The sequence below is a fragment of the Pelomonas sp. Root1217 genome (assembly GCF_001425705.1).
Taxonomy (GTDB): Bacteria; Pseudomonadota; Gammaproteobacteria; order Burkholderiales; family Burkholderiaceae_C; genus Pelomonas.
The window spans coordinates 968,955-992,256 of sequence record NZ_LMDC01000001.1 but is presented as its reverse complement, the minus strand read 5'-3'; the positions used below and the strand labels follow the sequence as shown (position 1 = coordinate 992,256).

Annotated in this window: 30 protein-coding genes; 13 read left to right on the top strand and 17 right to left on the bottom strand. The window is 65.9% G+C overall.

What is annotated here, in order from left to right; genetic code table 11:
• The 3 genes from ASC95_RS31305 to ASC95_RS04615 form a co-directional block, all read left to right on the top strand.
• Window positions 1-219 (top strand): hypothetical protein (locus ASC95_RS31305; RefSeq protein ID WP_200960065.1); only part of this gene is annotated, 219 nt, incomplete at its 5' end.
• 65 nt (window positions 220-284) lie between these two features.
• On the top strand, window positions 285-779 hold the full coding sequence (locus ASC95_RS29715) for a hypothetical protein (RefSeq protein ID WP_157255950.1): 495 nt from the start codon (window positions 285-287) through the stop codon (window positions 777-779).
• Window positions 780-944: 165 nt separating this feature from the next.
• Window positions 945-2,774 carry a hypothetical protein gene (locus ASC95_RS04615; RefSeq protein WP_057296560.1) on the top strand — a complete coding sequence of 610 codons (1,830 nt, stop codon included), beginning with the start codon at window positions 945-947 and terminating at the stop codon, window positions 2,772-2,774.
• Between the two features lie 86 nt (window positions 2,775-2,860).
• Here ASC95_RS04615 and ASC95_RS32300 read toward each other — a convergent pair whose 3' ends face one another.
• From ASC95_RS32300 to ASC95_RS04595, 4 genes are all read right to left on the bottom strand, one after another.
• A complete protein-coding gene (locus ASC95_RS32300; RefSeq protein ID WP_057296559.1) occupies window positions 2,861-4,417 on the bottom strand; it encodes a methyl-accepting chemotaxis protein in 1,557 nt (518 codons plus the stop codon).
• Between the two features lie 59 nt (window positions 4,418-4,476).
• On the bottom strand, window positions 4,477-5,265 hold the full coding sequence (locus ASC95_RS04605; RefSeq protein ID WP_082567474.1) for a ThuA domain-containing protein: 789 nt from the start codon (window positions 5,263-5,265) through the stop codon (window positions 4,477-4,479).
• Between the two features lie 77 nt (window positions 5,266-5,342).
• On the bottom strand, window positions 5,343-6,830 hold the full coding sequence (locus ASC95_RS04600; protein WP_057296557.1) for a hypothetical protein: 1,488 nt from the start codon (window positions 6,828-6,830) through the stop codon (window positions 5,343-5,345).
• Window positions 6,827-7,171 carry a biopolymer transporter ExbD gene (locus ASC95_RS04595; protein ID WP_057296556.1) on the bottom strand — a complete coding sequence of 115 codons (345 nt, stop codon included), beginning with the start codon at window positions 7,169-7,171 and terminating at the stop codon, window positions 6,827-6,829. Before ASC95_RS04595 ends, ASC95_RS04600 begins: the two co-directional genes overlap by 4 nt.
• A gap of 302 nt (window positions 7,172-7,473) precedes the next feature.
• Here ASC95_RS04595 and ASC95_RS04585 point away from each other — a divergent pair, with 302 nt between their 5' ends.
• Entirely contained in the window at window positions 7,474-8,022 is a 549-nt protein-coding gene (locus ASC95_RS04585; protein WP_057296554.1) for a hypothetical protein, read from the top strand.
• A 90-nt stretch (window positions 8,023-8,112) separates the two neighbouring features.
• Here ASC95_RS04585 and ASC95_RS04580 read toward each other — a convergent pair whose 3' ends face one another.
• Window positions 8,113-8,730, bottom strand: a complete 618-nt coding sequence (locus ASC95_RS04580) for a BON domain-containing protein (RefSeq protein ID WP_057296553.1) — start codon at window positions 8,728-8,730, stop codon at window positions 8,113-8,115.
• Between the two features lie 225 nt (window positions 8,731-8,955).
• Here ASC95_RS04580 and ASC95_RS04575 point away from each other — a divergent pair, with 225 nt between their 5' ends.
• Entirely contained in the window at window positions 8,956-9,450 is a 495-nt protein-coding gene (locus ASC95_RS04575; protein ID WP_057296552.1) for a hypothetical protein, read from the top strand.
• Window positions 9,451-9,498: 48 nt separating this feature from the next.
• On the opposite strand, the gene ASC95_RS04570 is transcribed toward ASC95_RS04575, so the two are convergent.
• From ASC95_RS04570 to ASC95_RS04555, 4 genes are read right to left on the bottom strand one after another with little or no spacing between them, the layout of a single operon-like run.
• On the bottom strand, window positions 9,499-9,918 hold the full coding sequence (locus ASC95_RS04570) for a response regulator transcription factor (RefSeq protein WP_369820579.1): 420 nt from the start codon (window positions 9,916-9,918) through the stop codon (window positions 9,499-9,501).
• A complete protein-coding gene (locus ASC95_RS04565; RefSeq protein ID WP_057296550.1) occupies window positions 9,911-10,447 on the bottom strand; it encodes a bacterioferritin in 537 nt (178 codons plus the stop codon). The genes ASC95_RS04570 and ASC95_RS04565 overlap by 8 nt, the downstream gene beginning before the upstream one ends.
• Complete coding sequence (locus ASC95_RS04560; RefSeq protein WP_162250711.1) at window positions 10,440-10,877, bottom strand: BON domain-containing protein; 438 nt, start codon at window positions 10,875-10,877, stop codon at window positions 10,440-10,442. Before ASC95_RS04560 ends, ASC95_RS04565 begins: the two co-directional genes overlap by 8 nt.
• A gap of 23 nt (window positions 10,878-10,900) precedes the next feature.
• Window positions 10,901-11,158 (bottom strand): hypothetical protein, encoded by a 258-nt coding sequence (locus tag ASC95_RS04555; protein ID WP_057296548.1) that lies wholly within the window; start codon window positions 11,156-11,158, stop codon window positions 10,901-10,903.
• Window positions 11,159-11,347: 189 nt separating this feature from the next.
• Here ASC95_RS04555 and ASC95_RS04550 point away from each other — a divergent pair, with 189 nt between their 5' ends.
• The gene (locus ASC95_RS04550) at window positions 11,348-11,983 is read left to right on the top strand and encodes a response regulator transcription factor (protein ID WP_056197556.1); all 636 of its coding nucleotides are present in this window, start codon (window positions 11,348-11,350) and stop codon (window positions 11,981-11,983) included.
• 58 nt (window positions 11,984-12,041) lie between these two features.
• Here ASC95_RS04550 and ASC95_RS30360 read toward each other — a convergent pair whose 3' ends face one another.
• The gene (locus tag ASC95_RS30360) at window positions 12,042-12,218 is read right to left on the bottom strand and encodes a hypothetical protein (RefSeq protein ID WP_157255949.1); all 177 of its coding nucleotides are present in this window, start codon (window positions 12,216-12,218) and stop codon (window positions 12,042-12,044) included.
• 102 nt (window positions 12,219-12,320) lie between these two features.
• Window positions 12,321-13,244: a VTT domain-containing protein gene (locus ASC95_RS04545; protein WP_200960064.1), complete on the bottom strand. Its 924-nt coding sequence runs from the start codon at window positions 13,242-13,244 to the stop codon at window positions 12,321-12,323.
• Between the two features lie 84 nt (window positions 13,245-13,328).
• On the opposite strand from ASC95_RS04545, the gene modB reads away from it, so the two are divergent.
• The 4 genes from modB to ASC95_RS04525 are packed head-to-tail and all read left to right on the top strand — an operon-like array spanning window position 13,329 to window position 16,235.
• Window positions 13,329-14,012, top strand: coding sequence for a molybdate ABC transporter permease subunit (modB, locus tag ASC95_RS04540; RefSeq protein ID WP_057296546.1), 684 nt, complete (start codon window positions 13,329-13,331; stop codon window positions 14,010-14,012).
• On the top strand, window positions 14,009-14,743 hold the full coding sequence (modA, locus tag ASC95_RS04535) for a molybdate ABC transporter substrate-binding protein (protein WP_057296545.1): 735 nt from the start codon (window positions 14,009-14,011) through the stop codon (window positions 14,741-14,743). The genes modB and modA overlap by 4 nt, the downstream gene beginning before the upstream one ends.
• On the top strand, window positions 14,740-15,441 hold the full coding sequence (locus ASC95_RS04530; protein WP_057296544.1) for an ABC transporter ATP-binding protein: 702 nt from the start codon (window positions 14,740-14,742) through the stop codon (window positions 15,439-15,441). Before modA ends, ASC95_RS04530 begins: the two co-directional genes overlap by 4 nt.
• Entirely contained in the window at window positions 15,438-16,235 is a 798-nt protein-coding gene (locus ASC95_RS04525) for a TOBE domain-containing protein (RefSeq protein ID WP_057296543.1), read from the top strand. The genes ASC95_RS04530 and ASC95_RS04525 overlap by 4 nt, the downstream gene beginning before the upstream one ends.
• On the opposite strand, the gene ASC95_RS04520 is transcribed toward ASC95_RS04525, so the two are convergent.
• The 5 genes from ASC95_RS04520 to ASC95_RS04500 form a co-directional block, all read right to left on the bottom strand.
• Window positions 16,232-16,693 (bottom strand): nuclear transport factor 2 family protein, encoded by a 462-nt coding sequence (locus ASC95_RS04520; protein ID WP_057296542.1) that lies wholly within the window; start codon window positions 16,691-16,693, stop codon window positions 16,232-16,234. The two genes, ASC95_RS04525 and ASC95_RS04520, sit on opposite strands and share 4 nt — an antisense overlap.
• 2 nt (window positions 16,694-16,695) lie before the next feature.
• The gene (gene cynS / locus ASC95_RS04515) at window positions 16,696-17,139 is read right to left on the bottom strand and encodes a cyanase (protein ID WP_057296541.1); all 444 of its coding nucleotides are present in this window, start codon (window positions 17,137-17,139) and stop codon (window positions 16,696-16,698) included.
• The gene (locus tag ASC95_RS04510) at window positions 17,136-18,017 is read right to left on the bottom strand and encodes an ABC transporter ATP-binding protein (RefSeq protein ID WP_057296540.1); all 882 of its coding nucleotides are present in this window, start codon (window positions 18,015-18,017) and stop codon (window positions 17,136-17,138) included. The genes cynS and ASC95_RS04510 overlap by 4 nt, the downstream gene beginning before the upstream one ends.
• A complete protein-coding gene (gene ntrB / locus ASC95_RS04505; protein WP_057296539.1) occupies window positions 18,007-18,876 on the bottom strand; it encodes a nitrate ABC transporter permease in 870 nt (289 codons plus the stop codon). Before ntrB ends, ASC95_RS04510 begins: the two co-directional genes overlap by 11 nt.
• 114 nt (window positions 18,877-18,990) lie before the next feature.
• Window positions 18,991-20,373 (bottom strand): CmpA/NrtA family ABC transporter substrate-binding protein, encoded by a 1,383-nt coding sequence (locus ASC95_RS04500; protein ID WP_057296538.1) that lies wholly within the window; start codon window positions 20,371-20,373, stop codon window positions 18,991-18,993.
• Between the two features lie 131 nt (window positions 20,374-20,504).
• Here ASC95_RS04500 and ASC95_RS04495 point away from each other — a divergent pair, with 131 nt between their 5' ends.
• The 3 genes from ASC95_RS04495 to ASC95_RS04485 all read left to right on the top strand — a co-directional run bounded on the left by ASC95_RS04495 (window position 20,505) and on the right by ASC95_RS04485 (window position 22,936).
• Complete coding sequence (locus ASC95_RS04495; protein ID WP_235537684.1) at window positions 20,505-21,311, top strand: hypothetical protein; 807 nt, start codon at window positions 20,505-20,507, stop codon at window positions 21,309-21,311.
• Window positions 21,312-21,705: 394 nt separating this feature from the next.
• Window positions 21,706-22,320, top strand: coding sequence for a YitT family protein (locus ASC95_RS04490; RefSeq protein ID WP_057296536.1), 615 nt, complete (start codon window positions 21,706-21,708; stop codon window positions 22,318-22,320).
• 247 nt (window positions 22,321-22,567) lie between these two features.
• Complete coding sequence (locus tag ASC95_RS04485; protein ID WP_057296535.1) at window positions 22,568-22,936, top strand: YciI family protein; 369 nt, start codon at window positions 22,568-22,570, stop codon at window positions 22,934-22,936.
• A gap of 12 nt (window positions 22,937-22,948) precedes the next feature.
• Here ASC95_RS04485 and ASC95_RS04480 read toward each other — a convergent pair whose 3' ends face one another.
• Window positions 22,949-23,233, bottom strand: coding sequence for a hypothetical protein (locus ASC95_RS04480; protein WP_057296534.1), 285 nt, complete (start codon window positions 23,231-23,233; stop codon window positions 22,949-22,951).
• Window positions 23,234-23,302: the final 69 nt, after the last annotated feature.

Here is a 23,302-nt window from a genome sequence, read left to right as displayed (position 1 = left end):
GACAGCCTGAGCTTCCTGTGGCTCGCCTACCCCGAAGCCGGCACGCTGAAAGCCCCTCTGCCGCTGGGTGCCGAGGTCCAGGCCCGCATCGGCCTGCGCACACCCGAGTTGGACGCGCCGGCCACCGCTCACGTCATCGTGCAGGTCACCGACAAGGGCACGCCCGCCCTCACCCGTTACCAGCGCGTGATCCTGCACATCGAGCCGAAGGCCCAATGACACTTCGACAACGCCACGCGGCCCGCTGGCTCGCGCTCGCCGCGACGGCTTGGCTGACAGGCTGCGTGATCAACGCAGCCAAGCCCTACGACGGCGCGGCGCTGGATCCGCACGGTGAGCGCACCATCGCCGTGGTCGGCGTCACGGTGGACCGCCCGTGGCGCTTCGAACGGTTCGGGGTGGTCCTGGACCAGTACGACGCGGCCCAGCAGAAGATCACGGGCAATTGCTTTTCGTACAACCGGATCGAGGCCAGCGTGCCCGGCGTTGCGGGCCCGACTCGCTTCTTCGCCTTCGACGTGCCCCCGGGGCACTACATCTACAGCGCCTTCAACGGCGGCAGGCTCGCTGCGAAGGACCAGGCATTCCTGCTGCCTGCAGGTCGTGCCACATACATCGGCAACTTCGTCCTCGGTGACAACGACAGCGTGACGCTGCGCCGCGACACCGCGCAGGATCGCGCCGCATTGGCGCTGGCCCTGCCAAAGCTGGTTGCACAAATGAAGCCGGCCTCCACGGTCACGGCCACAGCGGCGAAACCGTTCCTGTGCACGCCTTGATGGCCATTGCCTGGCGCACCCTTCTCCGCCCGTCGCTAACCAGACCTTCGTAGACACGCGAAGTCGAGTAAAGACAGCAGCGGCAATGACTGCGCTCGCGCGCTGACGACGAAAATCGGACCGGCGGCGTTCCACTCGCCCGCACACATTCAAAAGGAATTTCACATGCGCAACGGCCCCTGGGCGAACACGCTCGCTGCCGCCCTCTGTCTGCTGTCGGCCTGCTCCGCTGGCGCCCAGCAATCCGGCCCGACGAATCTGGAACCGCGCGTGGTGGTGGCCGGCAAGAGGGGCGACCTCTCCGCGTGGTTCCGGGCTGAAAGCCAGCGCTTCGTCGTGTACTCCGACGCCAACCAGGAAGACGTCACGCAGCTGCTGAACAACCTGGAGAAGCTCGACCATCTGCTGCGTGTCTACACCCTGCCCACCTTGCCCGCCCACCAGGCCGAGCAGGCGGAGCCGAAGCTGACGCTGTACTACCACAGCCGTGCCTCTGCCCTGGGTGAGATCGACGCCAGCGTGCCGGCCGATGCGGTCGGCCTGTACAGCAGCTGCACCTCCGGCGTCCAGGGATTCGGGGTGCATCTGGAACGCGTCCCCAGCCTGCGCGACGAGCAGCTCGACAAGTCCTCGCTGAACGACACGCTGTCCTATGTCTTCGAGGCGTATGCGCGGCACTTTCTCTATCGCCACACGGACATCCGCACCCCGACGTCGTTCATCGATGGCTTCGCGCAGTATTTCTCCGCCGTGCGGTTCTCGGAAAAGCAGATGGTGGTGGGTCGCACACCGAAAGCCATCGGCAGCTACCTGAAGTTCATCGATGACGGCCGAAGGTACAGCCTCGAATACGACGACGTCCTGCAACACAGGCTCGCCAACGCCCACAACTACGCTGGCGACGCGGGCGTGCGCCTGGAGTTCGAGGCGAAGTCGTGGCTGCTGACGCACTACATGCTGTCGTCGGACGACAGGCGCAAGCGCCTGAACCGCTATCTCGGGCTCGTCGACCGCGGCGCCTCCCCGACGACAGCCTTCGAACGGGCCTACGGTGTCAAGGCATCCGAGATCAGCACGGTGATGTGGCGGTATGGCCTGAGTGGCATGCAGGCCCTGCGGGTGGCACAACCGTCCCTTCCGGCTGCGCAGCTGAGGTTCCATGCACTGCCCCGCGCGGCGGGCGAATTCGTGCTGGCGGATGCCGCCTTGAAGGCCTGCCCGAGCCGGCCAGCCGGGGAGGCACTGTTGAAGAAGGTCGCCGGCCTGGCGGCGCAGTTCCCGAACGACGACCTGGCCCGCCTCACCTTGAGCCGGGCGCAGATCGAATGGGGGAACCCGCAGGAGGCCTTGCCGGCGCTGAACGCCGTGCTGCGAGGGGATGACGCCAATTTCGAGGCACGCTATCTGCTGGGCATGGCGAACCTGCGCCTGGCCGAGCGCAACGAGGGCGATGCCAGGCGCGCCTATCTCCAGGCCGCCCAGGGCCATCTGCAACGCGCCCGCGGCTTGAACCCGCAATCGCCGGAAGCTGCCTTGGCCGCCTTCAAGACCGAGGTGGCCGCCACGGATGCCCCGGACAGCGCAGCGCTGGAGGGTGTCATCTCGGCCTGGCAGACCGCACGCGAAGTCGACGCGCTCGCCCGCTCCGCAGCGCTGGCCTACGCCTATGCTGGCAATGCAGACGAGGCACACCAGACACTTGTTTCGCTGGTACAGAACGTGCGCGACGAGCCCATGGCCCGGTGGGCCAAGCAGTGGCAGGGCCGCCTGGAAGCAGGCGTGACCCGTGGCGACATCCTCGCCGAGATGCGCCGCGATCCCGTGCCCGACGCGCCCTTCAAGGAGTGGACGGTCGACAAGGGAAGCGTGATGCAAAAGGTGGAACTCAGCTACGCCCTGGAGGCCGCGCAACCCTTCATCAAAGCCACGCTGGAGCAGCAAGGCAAGGCTGGGCAACCGGCAAGTGACCTCAGCAGCGGCAACCGGAAGAGGTAGGGCTGCGAGCATGCCGCTGCAGGTGCGGGTCACGCACCCGAGCGGTCGCCAACCGGCCCGCTTGCCGATCCTCAGCCGTTACGCGCTCATTGCCCAGTGCCCAGCTTGAACACGCCAACCACTTCGGTCAGGCGCCGCGCCTGCTGGCTCAGGCTGTCCGCGGCAGCCGCCGATTCCTCCACCAGCGCCGCGTTCTGCTGGGTCACCTGATCCAGCTGGTTCACGGCGCTGCTGACCTCGCCGATGCCAACGCTCTGCTGGTCCGCGGCGGAGCCGATCTCTGCAATCAGTGTCGCGACCTGCCGGACGTTGCCCACGATCTCTTCCATCGTCACGCCTGCACCTTCGACAAGCCGCACGCCGGCATCCACCCGCTCCACGCTCTCGCCGATCAACACCTTGATTTCCTTGGCTGCGGTGGCGGCGCGCTGTGCCAGCGTGCGCACCTCACCTGCAACCACCGCGAATCCACGGCCATGCTCGCCCGCTCGCGCCGCCTCGACAGCAGCATTCAGAGCCAGGATATTCGTCTGGAAGGCGATGCCGTCGATCACGCCGGTGATGTCGGCAATCTTGCGCGAGCTCGCGCTGATGTTGCCCATGGTCGTGACCACCTCCGAAACCACCGCGCCGCCGCGCGTCGCCACCTTGCTGGCAGCGCCGGCCAGCGCAGCAGCCTCACGCGCGGACGCGGCGCTGCGCTGAACGGTGGCCGTAAGCTCCTCCATCGATGAGGCGGTTTCCTCCAGATTGGAGGCCTGCTCTTCAGTGCGCTGCGACAGATCCGCGCTACCGGTAGCGATTTGTTGCGAACCCGTCGCAATCGAATCGCTGCTCAGGCGCACCTGGTCCACGATGCGCACCAGGCTCTGGTTCATCGACTGCAGCGCCAACAGCAGTTGGCCCGTTTCGTCGCGGCCATGCGCCTTGATTTCCGAGGTCAGGTCGCCGGACGCGACCGTCTCGGCGAGGTGCAGCGCCTGGGCGATCGGCCTCGTGATCGAGCGGGTCAGCAAGACGGCAATCAGGGTTGCAAGGACCACGGCGATCGCCGACAGCAGGATCATGAGGAACTTTGCTGCAGTGGCGGTTTCCTTGGCCTCGGCGCCGAACTGCTCCATGCTCTCGGTCTGGGACTTGGCGAACTCCTCGACCGCATGCAGGTAGACGCCTTGTGCCGGCAGGATGCCAGTGATGAGTTCAGTGCGCCCCTCCTCGACCTTTCCGGCCTTGATCATTTCAATCAGAGGCGTCTGGTGCTCCTTGAATTTCGCCCGGCCGTCAACCAGAGCCTGCAGGGCTGCTCGGCCCCGCTCGCTGTGCACGGTGGCCGTCAGCTTCTGGATGGCGTCGTTCACCACGGGCACGGAGGCTTCGATCTTGGCCAGCTCCTTGTCGACCACTCCCTTGTCGGAGGCGATCAACGCCGTCCTGAGGGCTCGCAGCTGCGCATTCACCTCGTTCTCGACAACGTGAGCCAGCGAGACCTTGACGAAGCGGTCGTGCAGGATGATTTCGGTGCTGGCATTGACCGCGTTGATCTTCGTCACGCCGATGACGGCCAGTGCGACCAACAGCAAGATGACCATCGCAAATCCCGCTGTCAGACGGGTCCCAATCTTCCAGTCTGCCGCAGCTTTCATGACCGCCTCCGGTAGTAGGTATGAGAACTGGCTTGCGCCACCAGATCTGATTTATACGACTACTTGAGTCCCAGCGCCCACTCGATGCCGCCCAGAACGTGACTTTGGAAAGCTGGCATGAGCCACACATGCTCGTTGTGGCCCAGCGCCGTGTAGAACACCCTGCCCTTGTCGAAGTCCCGGCACCAGGAAATCGGAAAATGCCCGGGCGCGTGGGTGTTCGGATGCCGATCCAGCACCAGCAACTCGTGCACGCCGGGGTCATAGTTTTTGAAGACGTAGATTTCCTCCAGCTTGCCGTCAAGAGTCCACGCGGCGGGGAGATGACGGTTCGCCGGGTGCGAGGCGTCGCGGTTGAGGGCCTCGATGCTGACCTGCTCGCGGTGGTAGTCGAACTCGCCACCCAGCATGTCGATGTAGGGCCGATAGGCATGCAGGGTGTCGGTGGCACTGTGGATGCCGATGAAGGCACCGCCGTTTCTGATCCACTGGATGAAGGCGGCCTTGTCGGGCAACGGCAGCTCACCCGTGGTGCTGGCGAAGACGATGCCGTCATAGCGCTTCAACGCCGCAGGATTCAGCTTGCGCTCCAGCACAGCCCTGACCTGCTCGGCGTAGGCCGCCGCAGGGGTGCCTTCGACGGGCGTGACGGCCGCCAGTTCCACGTCGAACGAACCTGACGACTGGCCGAGCGACGCCAGCACGCGTTCCGCCGTCTCGATGGAGCTGTGGCGAAAGCCCATCGTCGTCGTGACGACGAGGAGCTTCTTGGGCGGTCCGGCCAGGGCGTCGGTGACCACTCCGCAAGCCATGGCGGCGAGGCATGTGAGCCAGAGAAAGCATTTCATCGATCGACTCCTGGTAGGCGGGGTGGCAAGACCAAAACAATTGAAGAAGACGCTGTCGGCGAGCTGAGCAGCCGCTGTCAACGCGATTGCGCACGCGTGAGCACCAGGGACAGGAACGCCCTGTTGGGCCCATTGGAAAGCTTGAAAAAGAGCCTGTTGCGGCCCTTGTTGAAGTGCAGCACGCGCTGGCCCTCGGTACGGTTGTAGTCGCGCAGATAGCTCGGGCCGCCGTTGAAGATGGCGTCGAAGTAGGTCGCCTTGTTGACGTTGCCGCCCTTCCACACCATGCGGTCGTTCAGATAGAGCTGCACATCGTCATCGGCGCCTATCCATGCGGTCAGGTCGCTGGCCTCGTCGACGAAGACCTCGGTGTAGCCGTAGTAGACCGAATCCTCGGCCTGGTCGGGCGGCTCCAGCGGATAGCGTTGCGCAGTCACGTAGCGCCACTTGAGCAGGCGCTTGTCCTTGCCGTAGTACACCGCGTCCAGCAGCACCGCCTTCTCGGGTGGGTAGGAGGGGTTGTCGAACAGGTCAGCACCGTGGCGGCCGGGAAAGGGGCCGATGAAGTACCAGCTGTTCAGGTACATGCGGTTGGCGTACTCGCCGCCCGCACCCACCATGCGGCCGCGCCCATGCACGATGCCCGAGGCGTCGACGGGCGGGATTCGCGCCTGGCCCCGGTCGAAGAAGCCGGAGTCGGTGTATTTCTTCGACGCCGTCGCGCGCTCGATGCGCTCGTCGGTACCAATGAAATCGGTGATCTCCGCCAGCACCGACCCACCCGGCTCGCGGCCCTTGGTGGGCGACGATGCCGAGCCGCCGCCAGCGCCCTCCCTGCCCGAGCCAGCCTTGCCCGCTTGGACCTGCACACCGTTCGCCTTGGCCTCCAGGCGCTGCTGGCGCTTGGCCAGCGTAGCCCTGGCCTTGGCTTCGAGCGCGGCAATCTCGCTGGCCGCCATCTCCTGCGTGATGGGAGCCGGCGCGTCGCCGCTGCGCTTGCCTGCGCCCGACTTGTCCCCATCCGCCAGCTCGTCGTTGGCTTTGGCCTTGGCCTGCGGCGTTGGCTTGTCCGGCGCGCCCTCGACCTTGAGGGTGGCTCTGTCGCTTGCCGCGGTCTTTTCCGCGCCGGGCGCCTGCTGCGCCGGAGCCGGGGGCGGCGGTTTGGGCAGCCCGGTCAGCTCAGCCAGTTCCTCGGCCTGGATGTCCTTGTCGAGCGCGTCGATCTCCCTGGCCACCTCCCGCGCCTGCTTCACCATGGCCTCGGGCGTCTGCGCCGCCGCCGGGGCTTGAGCAGGCTGGCTCTCGACGCGGTCAGCCGATTTCTCCAGCAATTGCTTGATGGTCTGCAGATCCTGCAGGCGCTTGGCTGCGCTCGCCTGGCTGGTGGCGCGCAGGCTGGAAGCCACCTCGGCCTCCTGCTCGCGCAGCGCCAACTGGTAGCTGCCGAAGTAGTAGAGCAGCGCCAGCAACGCAGCATGCGCAGCCGCGGAAACCGACAGGTAGGGCCGGCGCATGACCTGCAAGGCGACGAACCCCAGCGGAGAACGGCGGGGTTCCCAGCTCATTGGCGCGTGTGCATCGAGATCTTGGTGAAGCCCTCGAACTGGCACAGATCCAGCACGTGGACGATGTCCTGGTAGCGCGCCATCTCATCGCCGTCGATGCGGATCGGCCGGCCGGGGCGGCTGGCCGCCTCCCGCTTGAGGTGGTCGTGCAGTTCCTGCACCGACACCCGGCTGCCGTCGACATACAGCTTGCCCTGCTTGTCCACGCCAATGGTCAGCGGCGGCGCACCGGCGCCCACGCGGTCCAGGCTCATCTGCGCCGCCGGCAGCGTGACGGGCAGTTCCTTCTGCGGCTTCTCGCCCACCGGTTGCTTGAACGAGGTCGCCACCATGAAGAACATCAAGCGCGAGTCCGATTCGTTTCATGGAGATCATGGAGTTGGGGAAGATTGAGCGGGTGGCCCTGGCCCGCAATGCTGCCACGTCGGCGATGGCGCTTGCCTTGGCCACATTGCACAGCACATCGTCAAACGGGGCGCCTGCCTTCACGCTTCACTTGGGCTTCGCCCACGCGGCCTCGTCCGACCTTTACAGAGCCGCGACGCCGACACGGCCGGCACGGGCGGATTCATAAGCTCAGCGGCGTGGCACCTGCCCTGTTGAGGGCATGACGCTGCCACCTATCAAGTCAAAGGAGATCCCCATGACGAAGCAAATCCGCACCTCCCGCCTTTTGTGTGCTCTCGCACTGGTCGGCCTTGCCGGCGCGGCTTCGGCCAATCTGACCAAGCCGGTCTATTCGCAGGCCAAGGATGAGGTCAAGGCCATGTTCAAGGCTGAGCGCGACAAGTGCAGCTCACTGGCGGGCAATGCCAAGGATGTGTGCGTCGAGCGCGCCAAGGCGCATGAAAAGGTCGCCCTGGCCAACCTCGAATACCAGTACACCGGCACGGTCAAGGATCACAACGACTATCTTGAGTCCCGCTACGAGGCGCGCTACAAGCTGGCCAAGGAAATGTGCGACGACAAGTCCGGCAATGCCAAGGACGTCTGCGTCGCCGAAGCCAAGGCCGAGCATGACAAGGCCAAGGCCGACCTGAAGGCCAACAAGAAGGTCGCGACCGCGCAGGCCGATGCACTGGAGACCAAGCTGAAGGCCGACTACAAGGTCGCCAACGAACGCTGCGATTCGCTGTCAGGCGACGCCAAGGACAGCTGCCAGGCCAGCGCCAAGGCACGCTACTTCCAGTGACGAAGCGCCACTGCTGCGATACCGCAGCGGTGGCATGACGAAAACCGCCGGCTGAAGAGCCGGCGGTTTTTTTAGTGTCAGAGGAAAAGTTCAGCGCGCGGCACTTGCCCCGGCGGGAATGCCGTCCGCCACCGCAACCACGCGCCCCGCTTGCGGCAGGGTCAGGCGGTTGTCCACACCGCGCACGCCCTGCGGGGCTCCGGCCAGCACCGTGGCGCGTTCCTTGGCGGCCGCATCGGGGGCCGGGCCTTCCAGACGCACGATGCCACCCGTCGTCGTCACCTCGATGCGCGGCGCGCTGAGGGCCGGGTCGGCAGCAAGCGCCGTCTTGACCTTGAGGCTGATGCCCGTGTCATCGATGGCCGTGCCAACGCCATCGACGGCGCTGCGCGAGGCCTCGACGGCCGCGTTCTGCGAATCCGTCACCGTTTGACCGATGCGATGGCCGAAGTCGCGCACGCTCGCAATCGCGTCATCAAGCTGGGTGCCCGGGGTGCGGGAGTCTTGCAAGGTGGCAACGGTGACCGCCGTGATGGCGGCGCCCAGGCCCAGCGCGAGGAGCCAGGCGCCAGCACTAGACCGCCTGCGGGGTCTCTCTTCGTCGCGCAAGCGGCGTGTGGGCGGTGCGACGACAGGATCGGTGGACTCACCATAAGGCGGCAGACGGGCGCGCCAGTCGTCGGCGTGGGGGCTTGTGACGGGTTTCATGGCGATCTCCTGACAGGCCCGGTGGGCCTCACGCTGCAAGTCTGGCTGGCGGCCGTGGCCCCACCCGTCAGCGAGTGCAGTCGCAGGCTGTAGGACCGCGCGCCACTGCATCGGCGCGTGCATGCGGGCTTCCCGTTGTCCGATAGCTGCTACTGCCGCAGGCCGACACGGCCGCCGGCGCACGCCACCCATCATCCGACTCATCAAACCTTGAAGTGCTGCGCCATGAAGCTCCACCTGCTCTGCTCGCTGCTCGGCCTGTGTCTGGCGCAGGGCGTTCATGCCCAAAGTGCCAGTGGTGTGGCCGCTGGCATCGGTCTGGCGGGCCAAGCGACGCCGCAATACGCATCGGACCCTGAGCTGAACTGGCGCGACCCGCAATGGCTCAGTCGCCAGCGCGAACGCTCGCGCTGGCGCTATCAGCTGGGGCTCGAACAGCAACTTCGCTCACCCGCTCAGCTCGGGCCGCAAGCCGCCGTGCGCGAGGCCCTGTGGGCTGGCGTCAGCTACAACTTCAACAACAGGTTGAGTGGCGGTGTGGAAACACCGCTCTGGCAGCGGGACAGCGGCTGGGCATCGCGCGTGGCTTTCGAACGCCCAAAGGGACAAGGCTTGACCGGCTTGCGCGGCGCGTTCTCGTACCAGCTGAGTTCACAAAGCCGGCTGACGTTGCGCCCGCAGGCACGCCGCATCATGCTCAGCTATTCGGCGACCTGGTGAACAGCAAAACGGGCGCCTCGGCGCCCGCTGTCATCGACTCTCGGTTGACTACGCCATCTGCGGAGATCGCCCGGCGGCCAGATCGGCGCAATAGTTGATCAGCTCATCAAGCTGGCGGCATTTGTCGAACACGCGCTCTGCACCCAGTGTGGCGCACCGGCGGCGCATGTCGTCGGTCGCGTAATTGGTCAGCACGATGCGGCGCGCCGCCATGCCCAGACGCTGAGCTGCACGCAGCACGCCCAGACCGTTGCCGGAGTTCAAGAAGATATCGACGATGACCACATCGGCCTTCTGGGCGGCCTCACGGCTCATCCAATGCACGGCCGACTCCTCATCGCCGGCGCTGCCGATGACTTCGACGTTGGCCATCTCCTCAAGCGTGCCCGCCAGGTTCTCGCGGATCACCGGGCTGTTCTCGACGAGAAACGCGCGCAACACAGGCATGGATAACTCCGGTTCAGGCACGTGCCATCCAGTCCTTCAACTCGTCGGCATGCTCTTCCTCATCGGCCAGGATGTCCTCCAGCAGGCGCCGGGTCGTGGAATCCTTGTCGCCGACCAGGTGGATCATCTGGCGGTAACTTTCGACGGCCACTCGCTCGGCGATGAGGTTGGATCTGATCATGGCCTTGAGGTCGTTGACCGCGTCGTAGTCCGCGTGGCTGCGCTCGGGCAGGCCCACCGGGTTGAAGTCGGGTTCGCCGCCCAGCTGCACGATGCGTTCGGCCAGCCGGTCGGCATGGCCGAGTTCGGCATCGGCATGGACAAGGAATTCCGCGGCAATGCTGGGCGACTCCAGCCCCGTGGCCATGAAGTGGTGTCGGCGGTAGCGCAGCACGCAGATCAGCTCGGTGGCCAGAGCGCCGTTGAGGAGGTTGACGATGTCGTCACGCCACGGCCCGTAGGCCGGCGTGACCGCGCCGTCATCGAGATGACCGCGCGCCGCCTCCAGGCCGGCCTCATCCAGCTGCAAACGGCCTTGCTTGTCAGCCATTGCGCGCCACCACGAGCTGGTTGTCCACTGAGCGGACACCGTTCACGGCGGAGGCCAGCGTCGTTGCGCGCGCTTGCGAGCCGGCGTCGGGGGCGGTACCGATCAGCGTGACGCGGCCGTCCTCGGCGCGCACGTCGATCTTGGTGGCCTTGAGTCTGTCATCGGCCATCAGCGCAGCGTTGATCTTGGTGACGATGGTCGCGTCCGTGGCGGCTTCCGAAGCCGTCGCAGTCGCGTCCTTCAGCTGGGTCTCAGCCTTGTCCATGGCCTGACGGGCATCGGTCTTGGCCTCGTTGCCGGCCTGCTTGGCGTCGGCGATTGCGCCGTCGAGCTTCTGGCCCGCGGTGCGTTCGTCGTTCTGCTTGCTGCAGCCCGCCAGGGCGGCGACGAGGGCGAGAGCGCCAATCAGCGGCGCGCGGAGGGTGGTCATGCGGTTCATCATGTGTCCTTTCTTCATCGCTGAAGGTGTTGGGAAAACGATGTGGCCGACTGTGGCGGCTGCGCCTGCGGCGCGGCGGCAGCCACGGCGCCTATCGGGTGTCGGACAACGCCGACTCGTTGCCAATGGCGCATTTCCTCGCCACGGCGAACGTTCTGTTGAAGGAGGTCGACAAAAGCCACGAGCAGGGCGGCGCCCAGCGCGGCGCTGAGGGCGATGACCAGCCACAGCGGCGGAAGAAGGCGGGCCAAGGCGTCGGCCAGGGTTTTCATCACTCGCTCCATGGTCTCGGAGACCTGAGGCGACTTTGCAAAAAACCGATGACACCGGCTACCGGCCACATCCGCGTGGACCCGTAGGACAAGCGGCCGGCCTATACCCCTTGTAGGACAGCGCTGATCGCGCACGCCGTTTGCCCTCGCTACGCTTTACTCGTTATCACAACTGATTCGGAGCGCAACATGATTCGCATTGGCATCGTTGACGACCACGCCATCGTGCGGTCCGGCCTGCGTCAGTTCCTCGGCGAAAACGTCGACCTGCGTGTGACGGGCGAGGCCGGCAACGGCCGCGACGCGCTGGAGCTGGCACGTACCGGCGAGGTCGATGTCCTGTTGATGGACATCTCCATGCCCGGACAGAGCGGCGTGGATGCCTTGTCGGCCATCAAGACCCGCTTCCCCGAGTTGCCCATCCTCATCCTCAGTGGCTTCCCTGAGACGCATTACGCCACGGCGCTGCTGCGCCAGGGCGCCAGCGGCTACCTGAACAAGGAATGCGATCCGGAGGAAATCGCCAACGCCATCCGCACCGTCGCGCGCGGCCGGCGTTACATCAGCCCGGCCGTGGCCGAGTTGCTGGCCGACGGTGTCGCCGGCGGCGGCTCCGACCGGCCACTGCACGAATCGCTGTCGGAGCGTGAGCTGCAGGTCTTCCTGCGCCTGGCCAAGGGTGAGACGGTGGGCGACATGGCCAAGGCCATGTTCCTCAGCGTCAAGACCGTCAGCACCTACCGCACCCGGGTGCTGGAGAAGATCAAGCTTGAGACCAACAGCGACCTGACCTATTACGCGCTGAAGAACGGCCTGATCCAGTAAGCGCAGCCCGGAAACGACAACGGCCCCTGACGGGGCCGTTTTTGCGAGCCGGCTTGGCTCAGCGACCGATGTTCATCGGCGCCATGGACATGGAGGCACGCGATTGGGTTGCAATGCGGCGCTCGAGGTCGGCGTGGTCAATGGCGCTGGACAGATAGCGCTCTTCGATGTCGGAGACGGTGTCAACGGTCAGTGCGGTGCGCAGAGATTGCAGCAAGTTTTGGATCAGGCTCATGGTGGTTTGGGCTCGTGGCCCTCTCGTTGATCTAGGGTAAACCCGATTATAGGGTAAACACTAGATTCAACTCGCGCAGTCCAACCTTGGCCGAACGTGGATTCATCCCGCTTCGAGGGCAAGGCCGGCCTGCGCCCAGGCGTCGATGCCGCCGCGCAGCACACGGGCCTGATGACCCCTGGCCTTCAACCACTGCGCGGCGCGCGCGGCGGACACATCGTTGGGACAGGCGCAATAGGTGATGAACTCCGCCTCCAGCGGCCAGCCCGCCAGGGCGGCGTCGCCCAGGGCGCCGAGGTCGAGGTGGCGCGCGCCGGGAATGCGGCCGCCCAGCGGTGCACCACGCACATCGACGAAAACGACATTGCTGCCCTGCTGCATCAACGCCAACACGTCGTCGGGGCCGAGGCGCTCGAGACGGCTCAGCTCTCGCCGGACTGCGGCGCGCCGCCACAACCGCCAGCCGAGATAGCCGCCGACGATCACTGCGCCGAGGGCCAGGGCAGCGCCGCCCAACTGGCTCAGCTCGCGCAGCACGGCATCGATCTGCGCATGAAAGACACGGCCGGCTGCCAGGCCGGCGGCCGCCCAGAGCGCCGAGCCGAGCAGGTTCCAGGTCAGGAAGCGCCCCGCTGTCATGCCCAAGGCACCCGCCAGCGGTGGCGCGAGCATGGACAGCCCCGGCACGAACTTGGCGATGAGCAGGGTCAGCACACCACGGCGGGCGAAGCTGATCTCGTTCTGGCGCACGCAGCTGTCCGGGGAGATGGAAATGCGGCACAGCGCCGCCAGCACACGCCGCCCCAAGCGCCGGCCAGCCCAGAACCAAAGCACATTGGCCACCATCGCGGCCAGCGTGATGGCGGTGAAGGCACGCAACGCGAAACCCTCGCGTGCCGCTGACTCCGCGCCCAGCAACAGCAGCAAGGGTGTGGACGGCAGCGGCGCGCCGAGCTGGTGCAGCAGCACAGCGACGGCCACGGCAAGCAGGCCGTAGCGGGCAAAGAGATCGATCAACAGTTCCATGATGTTGCTCGACAGCATAGTGCGCCGTGGCCAGTCCACGCTTCGGTCGGCAATTCGTGATGTAGTTGATTACATTACGCCACCATGCCGACCGACCTCTGGAGCCAGTTTGACGCCGCGCCGCTGGCACTGACGCTGCGCGTGGCCCTCGTCGCAACGGCGCTGGCCCTGGTGCTGGGTCTGGCCCTGGGCTGGGTGTTCGCCCGCACCAGGCTCCCGGGCCGAGGCCTGCTGGAGGCCATCTGCATGCTGCCGCTGGTCCTGCCGCCGACCGTGCTGGGCTACGGCATCCTTGTGCTGATGGGTCGGCGCAGCGCGCTTGGTGGCTGGCTGCGCGACCACTTCGACTACACCATCATCTTCAACTGGCATGGCGCCGTCATCGCCTCGACGCTGGTGGCCCTGCCGCTGGTGCTCAAGGGTGCCAGCAGCGCCTTCGCCCAGGTCGACCGCAACCTTGAAGCCGCCGCGCGCACGCTGCGCCAGTCGGGCTGGAGCACCTTCCTGCGCGTGACGCTGCCGCTGGCCTGGCCTGGCATCCTCGCCGGCACGCTGCTGGCCTTCGCCCGCGCGATGGGCGAGTTTGGCGCCTCGCTGATGGTGGCCGGCTCCATCCCGGGCCAGACCCAGACCGCCTCCATGGCCATCTACGACGCCGTGCAGGCCGGGCGCGACGACCTGGCGCTGATGCTCGCCCTCATCGTGTCGGCCTTCTCGGTCGCCATCCTCGTGCTGTCCAACCGCTATCTGCAACGCTCGCCGTCATGAAACGCCTGCTGTCCGTTCTCTGCCTGGCCCTGCCCTTGCTGGCTCATGCCCAGCAACTGACCGTGTCCGCCGCCGCCAGCCTGACCGACGCTTTCAAGGAGATCGGCCCGCGCTTCGAGGCGGCCAAGCCCGGCGCGACGCTGCGCTTCAACTTCGCCGCCTCCGGCGTGCTGCTGCAGCAGATCGCCCAGGGCGCGCCGGTGGACGTCTTCGCCAGCGCCGACCAGGAGACGATGAACCGCAGTGCCGACCAACAGCTCATCACCGTCGGCACCCGCCGCGATTTCGCGAGCAACACCCTGGTCCTGGTGGCGCCGCCGGACAGCCCCGTCAAGCGCGCGGCCGACCTGGCCTTGCCCGCCGTGAAACGCATCGCCGTTGGCAAGGTGGCCTCCGTCCCCGTGGGCAGATACACGCAGCAGGCGCTGGCGGCCGCACAACTCTGGTCGGCGGTGGGCCCCAAGCTTGTCTTCGCCGACAACGTGCGCCAGGTGCTGGACTACGTCGCGCGCGGCGAGGTGGACGCCGGTTTCGTCTACCGCACGGACGCCGAGATCGCCAAGGACAAGCTGCGCGTGGTCGCGGCGGTAGGCGGCCACGCGCCCATCACCTACCCGGCAGCCGTCGTAGCGGGCAGCCGGCAGCCTGCGTTGGCGCGAGAGTTCGTCGCCTTCCTCGGCGGGGCCGATGCGCAGGCCATCCTCGCCAAGTACGGTTTCGGCAAGCCTTGATCGACGTTCGCCTGCAACTCTCGGTCAGCGACGCCCGGCGCCGCTTCGACCTCGACATCGCCTTCGCGACCGATGCGCCCTTCGTCGCCCTCTACGGCCCGTCGGGCGCCGGCAAGTCACTGACGCTGCAGGCGATGGCCGGCCTGCTGCCCGTGCAGGCTGGCCGCGTGCTGTTGAACGGCCGCACACTGCTGGACACCGCCGCCGGCATCAACCTGCCGCCCGAGGCGCGCGGCGTGGGCTACCTCTTCCAGCACTACGCCCTCTTCCCCCACCTCAACGTGCGCGACAACATCGCCTTCGGGCTGACGAGTTGGCGCAAGCGGCTGAAGGCCGAAGATGCGGCGCGAGTGGACGAGCTGATCGAATCCTTCGGCCTCGCGGCTCTGGCGCGCAGCAAGCCAAGCACGCTCTCCGGCGGCCAGCAGCAGCGCGTGGCGCTGGCGCGCGCGCTGGCCTGCAACCCGCAGGTGCTGCTGCTGGATGAGCCCTTCGCCGCGCTGCACAGCGCGCTGCGACGCGAACTGCGCCAGGAGCTGAAGCGGGTGCGCGCGCAATGGGGCATCCCGGCAGTGATCGTCAGCCACGATGCCGACGACGTGGTCGCGCTGGCCGAGGAGGTCTACCTGTTCGACGGCGGCCGCGTGACCGAACGCCTGATCGCCGGCCGCGACGACCTGCGGGAACGCCTGGCATGACGGCCCACGACCACCCGCTGCTGCAGGGCCAGCTGCGCCTTGCCGGCCGGCTCGATGGCCGCTTCTTCGACCTGCTGGCCGCACTGGCCCTGACCGGCTCGCTGCAAAAGGCCGCGCGCGCTGCCGGCTACAGCTACAAGGGCGCCTGGCTGGTGCTGGACGCGGCGATGGCGTTGACGCATGCGCCGCTGGTCGACAAGGCCACCGGCGGCGCCGGCGGCGGCGGCACGCGACTGACGGCCGAGGGCGAGGCGCTGCTCGTCGCCTGGCGCGAGCTGCAGGCCCGGCACACCGCCTTCCTGCACGAACAGGCCGCCTGGCTGGCCACGCAACCGGCGCTTGACGCGCTGCTGAAAAGGATGAGCATGAAAACCACCGCCCGCAATCAGTTCTTCGGCCGCATCGCGGGCGTGAACCCCGGCCCGTCGACAACGACGGTGCGCGTCGCGCTGGACGGCGGCCAGCATGTCACCGCCTCATTGACGACCGAGGCCGCGCAGGAGCTGCAGGTGCAGACGGGCAAGGAGGCCCTCGCCCTCGTGAAGTCCAGCGAGGTGGTGCTAGTCACCGACTTCGGCGGCTACAAGCTGTCCGCCCGCAACCAGCTGACCGGCGCCGTGTCGCGCGTGGAGCGCGGTGCGGTGTCGTCGCTGATCGGGCTCACGCTGCCGGGCGGCACGGTCGTCACGGCGAGCGTCACCAATGACGCGGTCGACGGCTTGGGACTGGCGGCGGGCCAGCCGGCAACGGCCGTATTCAAGGCGTATGCAGTGATGCTGGCCGTTCGCGCCTAGAGCCCCAGGTCACTCAGGCTGGGGTGGTCATCCGGCCGCCGGCCCAGCGGCCAGAAGAACAGCCGCGCCGATTCGGCGATGGGTAAATCGTTGATGCTGGCAAAGCGCCGCCGCATCAGCCCCTCGTCGGTGAACTCCCAGTTCTCGTTGCCATAGCTGCGGTACCAGTGGCCGGAGTCGTCGTGCCACTCGTAGGCAAAGCGCACGGCGATGCGGTTGCCGCCGAAGGCCCACAGCTCCTTGATGAGCCGGTAGTCCAGCTCGCGCGCCCACTTGCGGGTGAGCAGCGCATGCACCTGCTCGCGGCCAACGGGGAACTCGGCACGGTTACGCCAGACCGTGTCGTCCGTGTAGACGCCGACGACGCGGTCCGGGTCGCGGCTGTTCCAGGCGTCCTCAGCGAGGCGTACTTTCTGGATAGCACTCTCGTGTGTGAACGGCGGCAGCGGCGGCTTCATGATCAATACGTCTTGTAGGGCAGGAACTTGCCGCTCATGACGATGCTGACGCGGTCGCCGGCTGCGTTGGGCTCGCGCTGCAGGTCCATCTTGAAGTCGATGGCGCTCATGATGCCGTCGCCGAACTCTTCGTGGATCAGCTCCTTGAAGGTCGTGCCGTAGACGCTGATCAGCTCGTAGAAGCGGTAGATCAGCGGATCGGTCGGCACGGAGGTCGGCAGGCTGCCTTTGTAAGGCACGACCTTGAGCCACTGCGTCTCGCACTCGGTCAGGTCGAAGAGCTTGGCCAGCTTGGCGGCCTGCTCGTCGTTGAAGGTCATCTGGCCAAGGCAGCCGGCGGTGACCCATTCCTTGCTGAGGCCGATGTCGGCAGCGACGTCGGCCCACTTGATGCCTTTGGCAACCTTGGTGGCGATGATTTTTTCGGTGACTTCGAGGCGGCTCATGCTTGGCTCCTGAGTGTGGTGAGGGAGGGATCGAGGGGAATGACTTCGGCGGTTTGCGTCAGGCCGGGCCGGACCTCTGGTGGCTGCTCGGGCGCCCGGCCGTGCGACAGCGTGGCGCTGCGTTCGACGAGGAAGTCGACGAGGTGATTGCGGATGCGATAGAACTGCGGGTCGTGGTGCAGCGTGGCGCGTTGCCGATCGCGGGTCATGGTGTTGACGACGATCTCGGCCACGCGCGCCTGCGGGCCGTTGGCCATCAGCAGGATGCGGTCGGCGAGCAGGATGGCTTCGTCCACGTCGTGCGTGATCATGAAGACGGTCTGGCGCGTGGCGGCGCAGATCTTCAGCAGCTCGTCCTGAATGGTGCCGCGCGTCAGCGCATCGAGCGCGCCGAAGGGCTCGTCCAGCAACAGCATGCGCGGCTCGATGGCGAAGGCGCGGGCGATGCCCACGCGCTGCTTCATGCCGCCGGAGAGCTGGCTGGGCTTCTTGTCGAGCGCCGGCGTGAGGCCGACAAGGGCAACGTACTTCTCGACCTGCGCATCGATCTCGGCGCGCTTCCACGCCGGCCACTTGCTGCGCACAGCGAAGGCGATGTTCTGGCGCACGGTGAGCCACGGCATCAGCGCATGGCCCTGGAACACGACGCCGCGCTCCAGCCCCGGCGCGTTGACCTCGCGCTTGGCCATGAAGACGTGGCCCTCGCTCGCCTGCTCCAGCCCGGCCAGCACGTTGAGGATGGTCGTCTTGCCGCAGCCGCTATGGCCGATGATGCAGACGAACTCGCCCTCGGTCAGCGTGAAGTTGACGTGATCGAAGACGGTCGCATCGCCATAGCGCTTGGCCAGGCCCTGGACTTGGACGAGTTCAATCGACATAGGTCACCGCCTTCTGCGCGCGGGCGAAGAGCAGGTCCAGCGCCATGCCGACGAGGCCGATGACGAGGATGGCGAAGATGACGTTGGGCAGGCTGAGGTTGTTCCACTCGTTCCAGACGAAGTAGCCGATGCCCGTGCCGCCCACCAGCATCTCGGCGGCGACGATGACCAGCCACGCGATGCCCATGCTGATGCGCATGCCCGTCAGGATGGTGGGCGCCGCCGCCGGCAAGATGACCTCGAAGGCGCGGCGCAGCGGGCTCACCTCCAGCGTGCGCGCTACGTTCAGCCACTCGCGCCGCACGCCGGCCACGCCGAAGGCCGTGTTGATCAGCATCGGCCACAGGCTGCAGATGAAGATGACGAAGATGCCGCTCGCGGCCGAATCCTTGATCGTGTAGAGCGCCAGCGGCATCCAGGCCAGCGGCGAGATGGGCTTGAGCACCTGGATGAAAGGGTCCAGCGCCTTGTAAATCAGCGGGCTCATGCCGATGACGAAGCCCAGCGGGATGGCCACCAGCGCCGCGAGCAGATAGCCGACGCCCACACGGCCCAGCGAGTAGGCCAGCTGCAGGCCGATGCCCTTGTCGTTGGGGCCCCGGTCGTAGAACGGCTCGGAGAGGTGGTGCACCACCGTGCGGCCCATCTGCGCCAGCGTCGGGAAGCCGCTCTTGGCCGCCACCGGCGTGGCGTCCACCGGCTTCCCCATCAGTTTGGCGTACTCGACCTGCTCGGGCGTCATGGCCGCCGGCGCCGCGGCCTGGCTACCGCCCAGCGTGGTCAGATGCCACAGGCCGAGCAGGCAGCCGAGCAGCAGCAGCGACAGCAGGCCGGCGCGGAAGTTCAGGGATCTATGCATGGCGATGTCGATTGAAAAATGCAACCACAGAGGCACGGAGACACAGAGCAAGAGAAGGCTTCGGAATTCCTCTGTGCCTCTGTGTCTCTGTGGTTGCCTTTGAAGCCGTGACCATCAAGCGCGCTTGATTGCGAAGCTGTCGACGTAGGCCTGCGGCTTGGCCGGATCGAACTCCTTGCCCATCACCTTGAACTTCGGATAGCCGCCGGCCTTGTCCTCCGGCACGGCCTGGTCGAGCGCCTTCATCTGCTTGCGCGCATCGGTCAGCAGGAACACCTTCTCGGCGACCTGCTTGTAGTTCACATCACCCTTCAGGTAGCCCCAGCGCTTCATCTGCGTCAGCATCCACACGGCCATGCTTTGCCAGGGCATCGGGTCGAAGTCCGCGCGGTCGGGCACGACCTTGACGTTGCCCAGGCCGTCGGCAAACTTGCCCGTCAGCACCTGGGCGATGACGGTCTCCGGCTGGTTCAGGTAGGCCTGCGGCGCGATGACCTTGGCGATCAGCTCGCGGTTCTTGGCCTCGCGCGCCATCGCCGCAGCTGTCAGCACCGCGCGGTACAGCGCGATGAAGGTGTTGGGGTTCTTCTGGATGAACTCGCTGCTGGTGCCGAAGGCGCAGCAGGGGTGGCCGTTCCAAAGCTCCTTGGTGAGGATGTGGATGAAGCCCACCTCCTCGTACACCGCGCGCTGGTTGAACGGGTCCGGGCCAAGGAAACCGTCGATGTTGCCGGCGCGCAGATTGGCCACCATCTCCGGCGGCGGCACCACGCGGATCTGAATGTCACGGTCCGGGTCCAGCCCCGCTTCGGCCACGTAGTAGCGCAGCAGGAAGTTGTGCATCGAATACTCGAAGGGCACCGCGAACTTGAAGCCCTTCCACGTCGCCGGGTCGCGCTTGTCCTTGTGCTTGACACCCAGCGTGATCGCCTGGCCGTTGGTGTTCTGGATGGTGGCCACGTTCATCGCCGTGGCCGGCGCGCCCAGGCCCAGGCTGATGGCCAGCGGCATCGGCGACAGGAAGTGCGTGGCGTCGTATTCCTTGTTGATCATCTTGTCGCGGATCAACGCCCAGCCCGCCGTCTTCACCACCTCCACGTTCAGCCCCTGCTTGGCATAGAAGCCCAGCGGGTGCGCCATGATCAGCGGCGTGGCGCAGGTGATAGGGATGAAGCCGATCTTCAGGTCCTTCTTCTCCAGCGAGCCTTGACCGCCCTGCGCCATGGCCTGCAACGAGGCGATGGGCAGCACGCTGCCGATGGCGGCCATTGCGGTGTTGCGACCGACAGCCCTCAGGAAGCGGCGGCGCAGCGCGTCCTGCGGGAACAGCGCCTTCACGAGCGTGGCTTCGACGAAGCTGGCGGACTCGGCCCCGAAGTCGGCCGTTTCACTGCGTGCGCGCAGTTCGGCAGCAGCATGGTCAGCAGCGCTGGCGTGCTGGCCGCAGGCGCAATGCATCAACAAGGGCCGGTCAGCGTCGTAGGGATCGTGGGTCATCGAGTGCTCCTCAGGATGGGAGCGACTCTAGGAGTACGTGCGTCGTCGCGGAATCGTGGGGGGCGGCGAGTTTTTGTAGGGCTGGAACTACCAGGGAAAACCTGGGGTCGCAGCGGCTGGCGGCAGAACGCGTGTCCAACCTCTATGCTTGCGACATGAAACCAGAAGAGATCGCTGCGTATATCGGTGCCGCTGCGTGGTTACCTCAGATTGCGAGTTGGATCTATCGCAGAGTTGTGCGTCCTACTGTGCGCATCGTGCCAAACCAATATGCCGAGGCAGGCTTCACTTCCTTGGGACCGATCTGCAATCTTCGGATGGCCATTTTGGTCGACAACAAAGACGTCGTAATCGACGGAATGGAAATGGTTCTCCGCCATCAGGACGGAGACAGCCGAGCACTTCGTTGGGCGGGTCTGGGAGAAACGTTCAGCGAGATCACTGATGCCGCCGGAAACAAGCAAGTCGTTGGTCGCGATCAATCGCCGATTGCCATTAAGGTTGGAACGCAGTCTTTGCTGGAGAAGTTCGTTCGATTTCAAGAGCCCAGGTATCACGAAGGTGATCGACCATTGATCCAAGCGCTGGTGGGTCATTTCAACTACTTGAAGCAAAGCAAACCCGACACGTATGTAGCTGAGACGCTCGCGAGCAAGGAGTTGTTTTCTTTGCTCGAAGCACGGCGCAAGGCGTTCTGGTGGAAGCCGGGCCGCTATGACATTGAGGTCCGACTGAGTTCTCCACAAAAGTTCAATGTGGCAAGCGGAAAGTTCCGCTTCGACCTCACTGCAAGTGACGTGCAGTTGCTTGAGAAGAACATCTCAACGATGGAAGCAGAGTTGAGGAACATCGTCTCGTCTAACCTACCCGATTTCCAAGCGCAGCCGGTCAACTGGAACTGGGCGAACGTTGATGTACTGCCTGCGAACGACGCGTAGCCCCTTCATCATTGAAGCATCTAGGTAGGTTAATGGGGTGAGCGTTGCGAACCCCAACACGAGCAGACACATCGCATCCGTTGGGGTTCAGTTCCTTCACCCCAACCTGCAAGTTTGTCGACCCAGCGCCGCCCCGTTCTTCGTGCTGGCGGCAGCCGCAGCGGCTCGCCAAACCCAGGAGCGCTGAATGACCCAATACCTGATCTCCTTCAACGAAGGCGCCATGAGCCACATCCCGGCCGCCGACTTCCCTGGCGTCGGCAAGGCCGCCGCAGTTCGTAGGTTGGGGTGAGCGTAGCGAACCCCAACACGATCAGCGCCTCCGCGTCTGTTGGGGTTCAGTACCCACACCCGGTGATTGCCGCGACGGCACGCAGTGTGCTTGCTTGCCGGCATGGATCGAACTTCAACAGAACCGCCCGTTCACACCTGGCTTGATGACGGCCATGCACTAATAGCGGGCTCATTGTTCGTCGCCTTGGGCCTCACCATGTTTGCACATGCCGGCCTGCTGACGGGAGGGGTCGCGGGAGTTGCCTTCCTCGCCAGCTACATCAGCGGCCTCAGTCTGGCGCTGTGCTTCTTCGCCTTCAGCCTGCCGTTCTTCCTGCTGTCCTGGCAGCGCCTCGGCAGAGAGTTCACGCTCAAAAGCCTCCTTGCCGTCTCGCTGGTTTCCGCCTGTACGGCGTTGGCACCCAGGGTGGTCCGCTTCGAGTTCCTGAACCCTTGGGTGGCCGCGGTACTTGGTGGCTTTCTCGTCGGATTCGGCCTCCTGGCCCTGCTACGTCATCAGGCGAGCGTCGGTGGCGTCAATATCGTGGCGCAGTGGCTCCAGCAAACCAAGGGTCTGAGCGCAGGAAAGATTCAGATGTCGGTCGATGTTCTGGTTGTGCTTGCAGCGCTTTTCACCGTGCCGCCCGTTCGGGTTCTGCAGTCAGTCGTTGGCGCCGTGGCCATCGGCGCCATCCTCACACTGAACCACAAACCCGGCAGGTATCTGGGCGTGTAGACAGAGCGCCGTCCAACCCTGCGTTGATGGGACATTGCCCCGGCAAGCCGGGCACCGCCTCTCACGTCAAACATTGAGGCGTCGGTTGGTGTGGGCGTTGCGAACCCCAACACGATCAGAGCCTCCTCGTCAGTTGGGGTCAGTGCCCTCACGTCAACCTACGAACCACGAACTTGTCGACCCAGCGCCAGCTCGTTCGTCGTAAGAGGCCCCAGCCGAAAACGGCCGGCCTACCCAGGAGCGCTGAATGCCCCAATACCTGATCTCCTTCAACGACGGTGCCATGGGCCACATCCCGGAAGCTGATTTCCCGGCCGTCGGCAAAGCCGCCGCCGCAGCCGTGCTGGAAGCCATCGACGCCGGCGTGTTCATCTTCGGCGGTGGGCTGCTGGAGCCGCCCAGCACGACCATCGCGGCGACCGACGGCCGCATCACCGCAGGCCCCAACCCGGCCCACCGGGACTTCATCGGCGGCTTCACCATCGTCGAGGTGCCCGACCGGGAAGCCGCCCACCGCTGGGCCGCCAAGATCGCCGCCGCCTGCCGCTGCGCGCAGGACGTGCGCGAGTTCATGCCGCTGCCGCCGGCGGTGGCGGCGCGCCTGAGCAAGGCTTGAACGCGGGCACCCTCAGGGCGCCGCAATGCCGTCGATTCGGTCCAGCCGCACGAGGATGCGGCCGTGCTGCTGGTTGCGCAGTTCCACCCAGCGGCCCGGCTCGATGCGCGTCACGGCGCCTGAGATCGCCTGCCCGTTCACATAGAGCGTGATGCCGCGCTTGTCCTGCAGCGCCGCGTTGAGCGCCTGCTCGATGCCTTGCTCGGCATCCATTGCATGAGCCAGGCCCGAAGTGAAGGCGCAAGCGACGACGAGTGCGGCCAGCACATGGCGGGCGCGAAACGGTTGTGAAGGCATGACGGATCTCCTGGATGAACAGCGCCACACTGTGCCCGCCACCGGTCAACCGGTGGTTTCAGGCGCCAC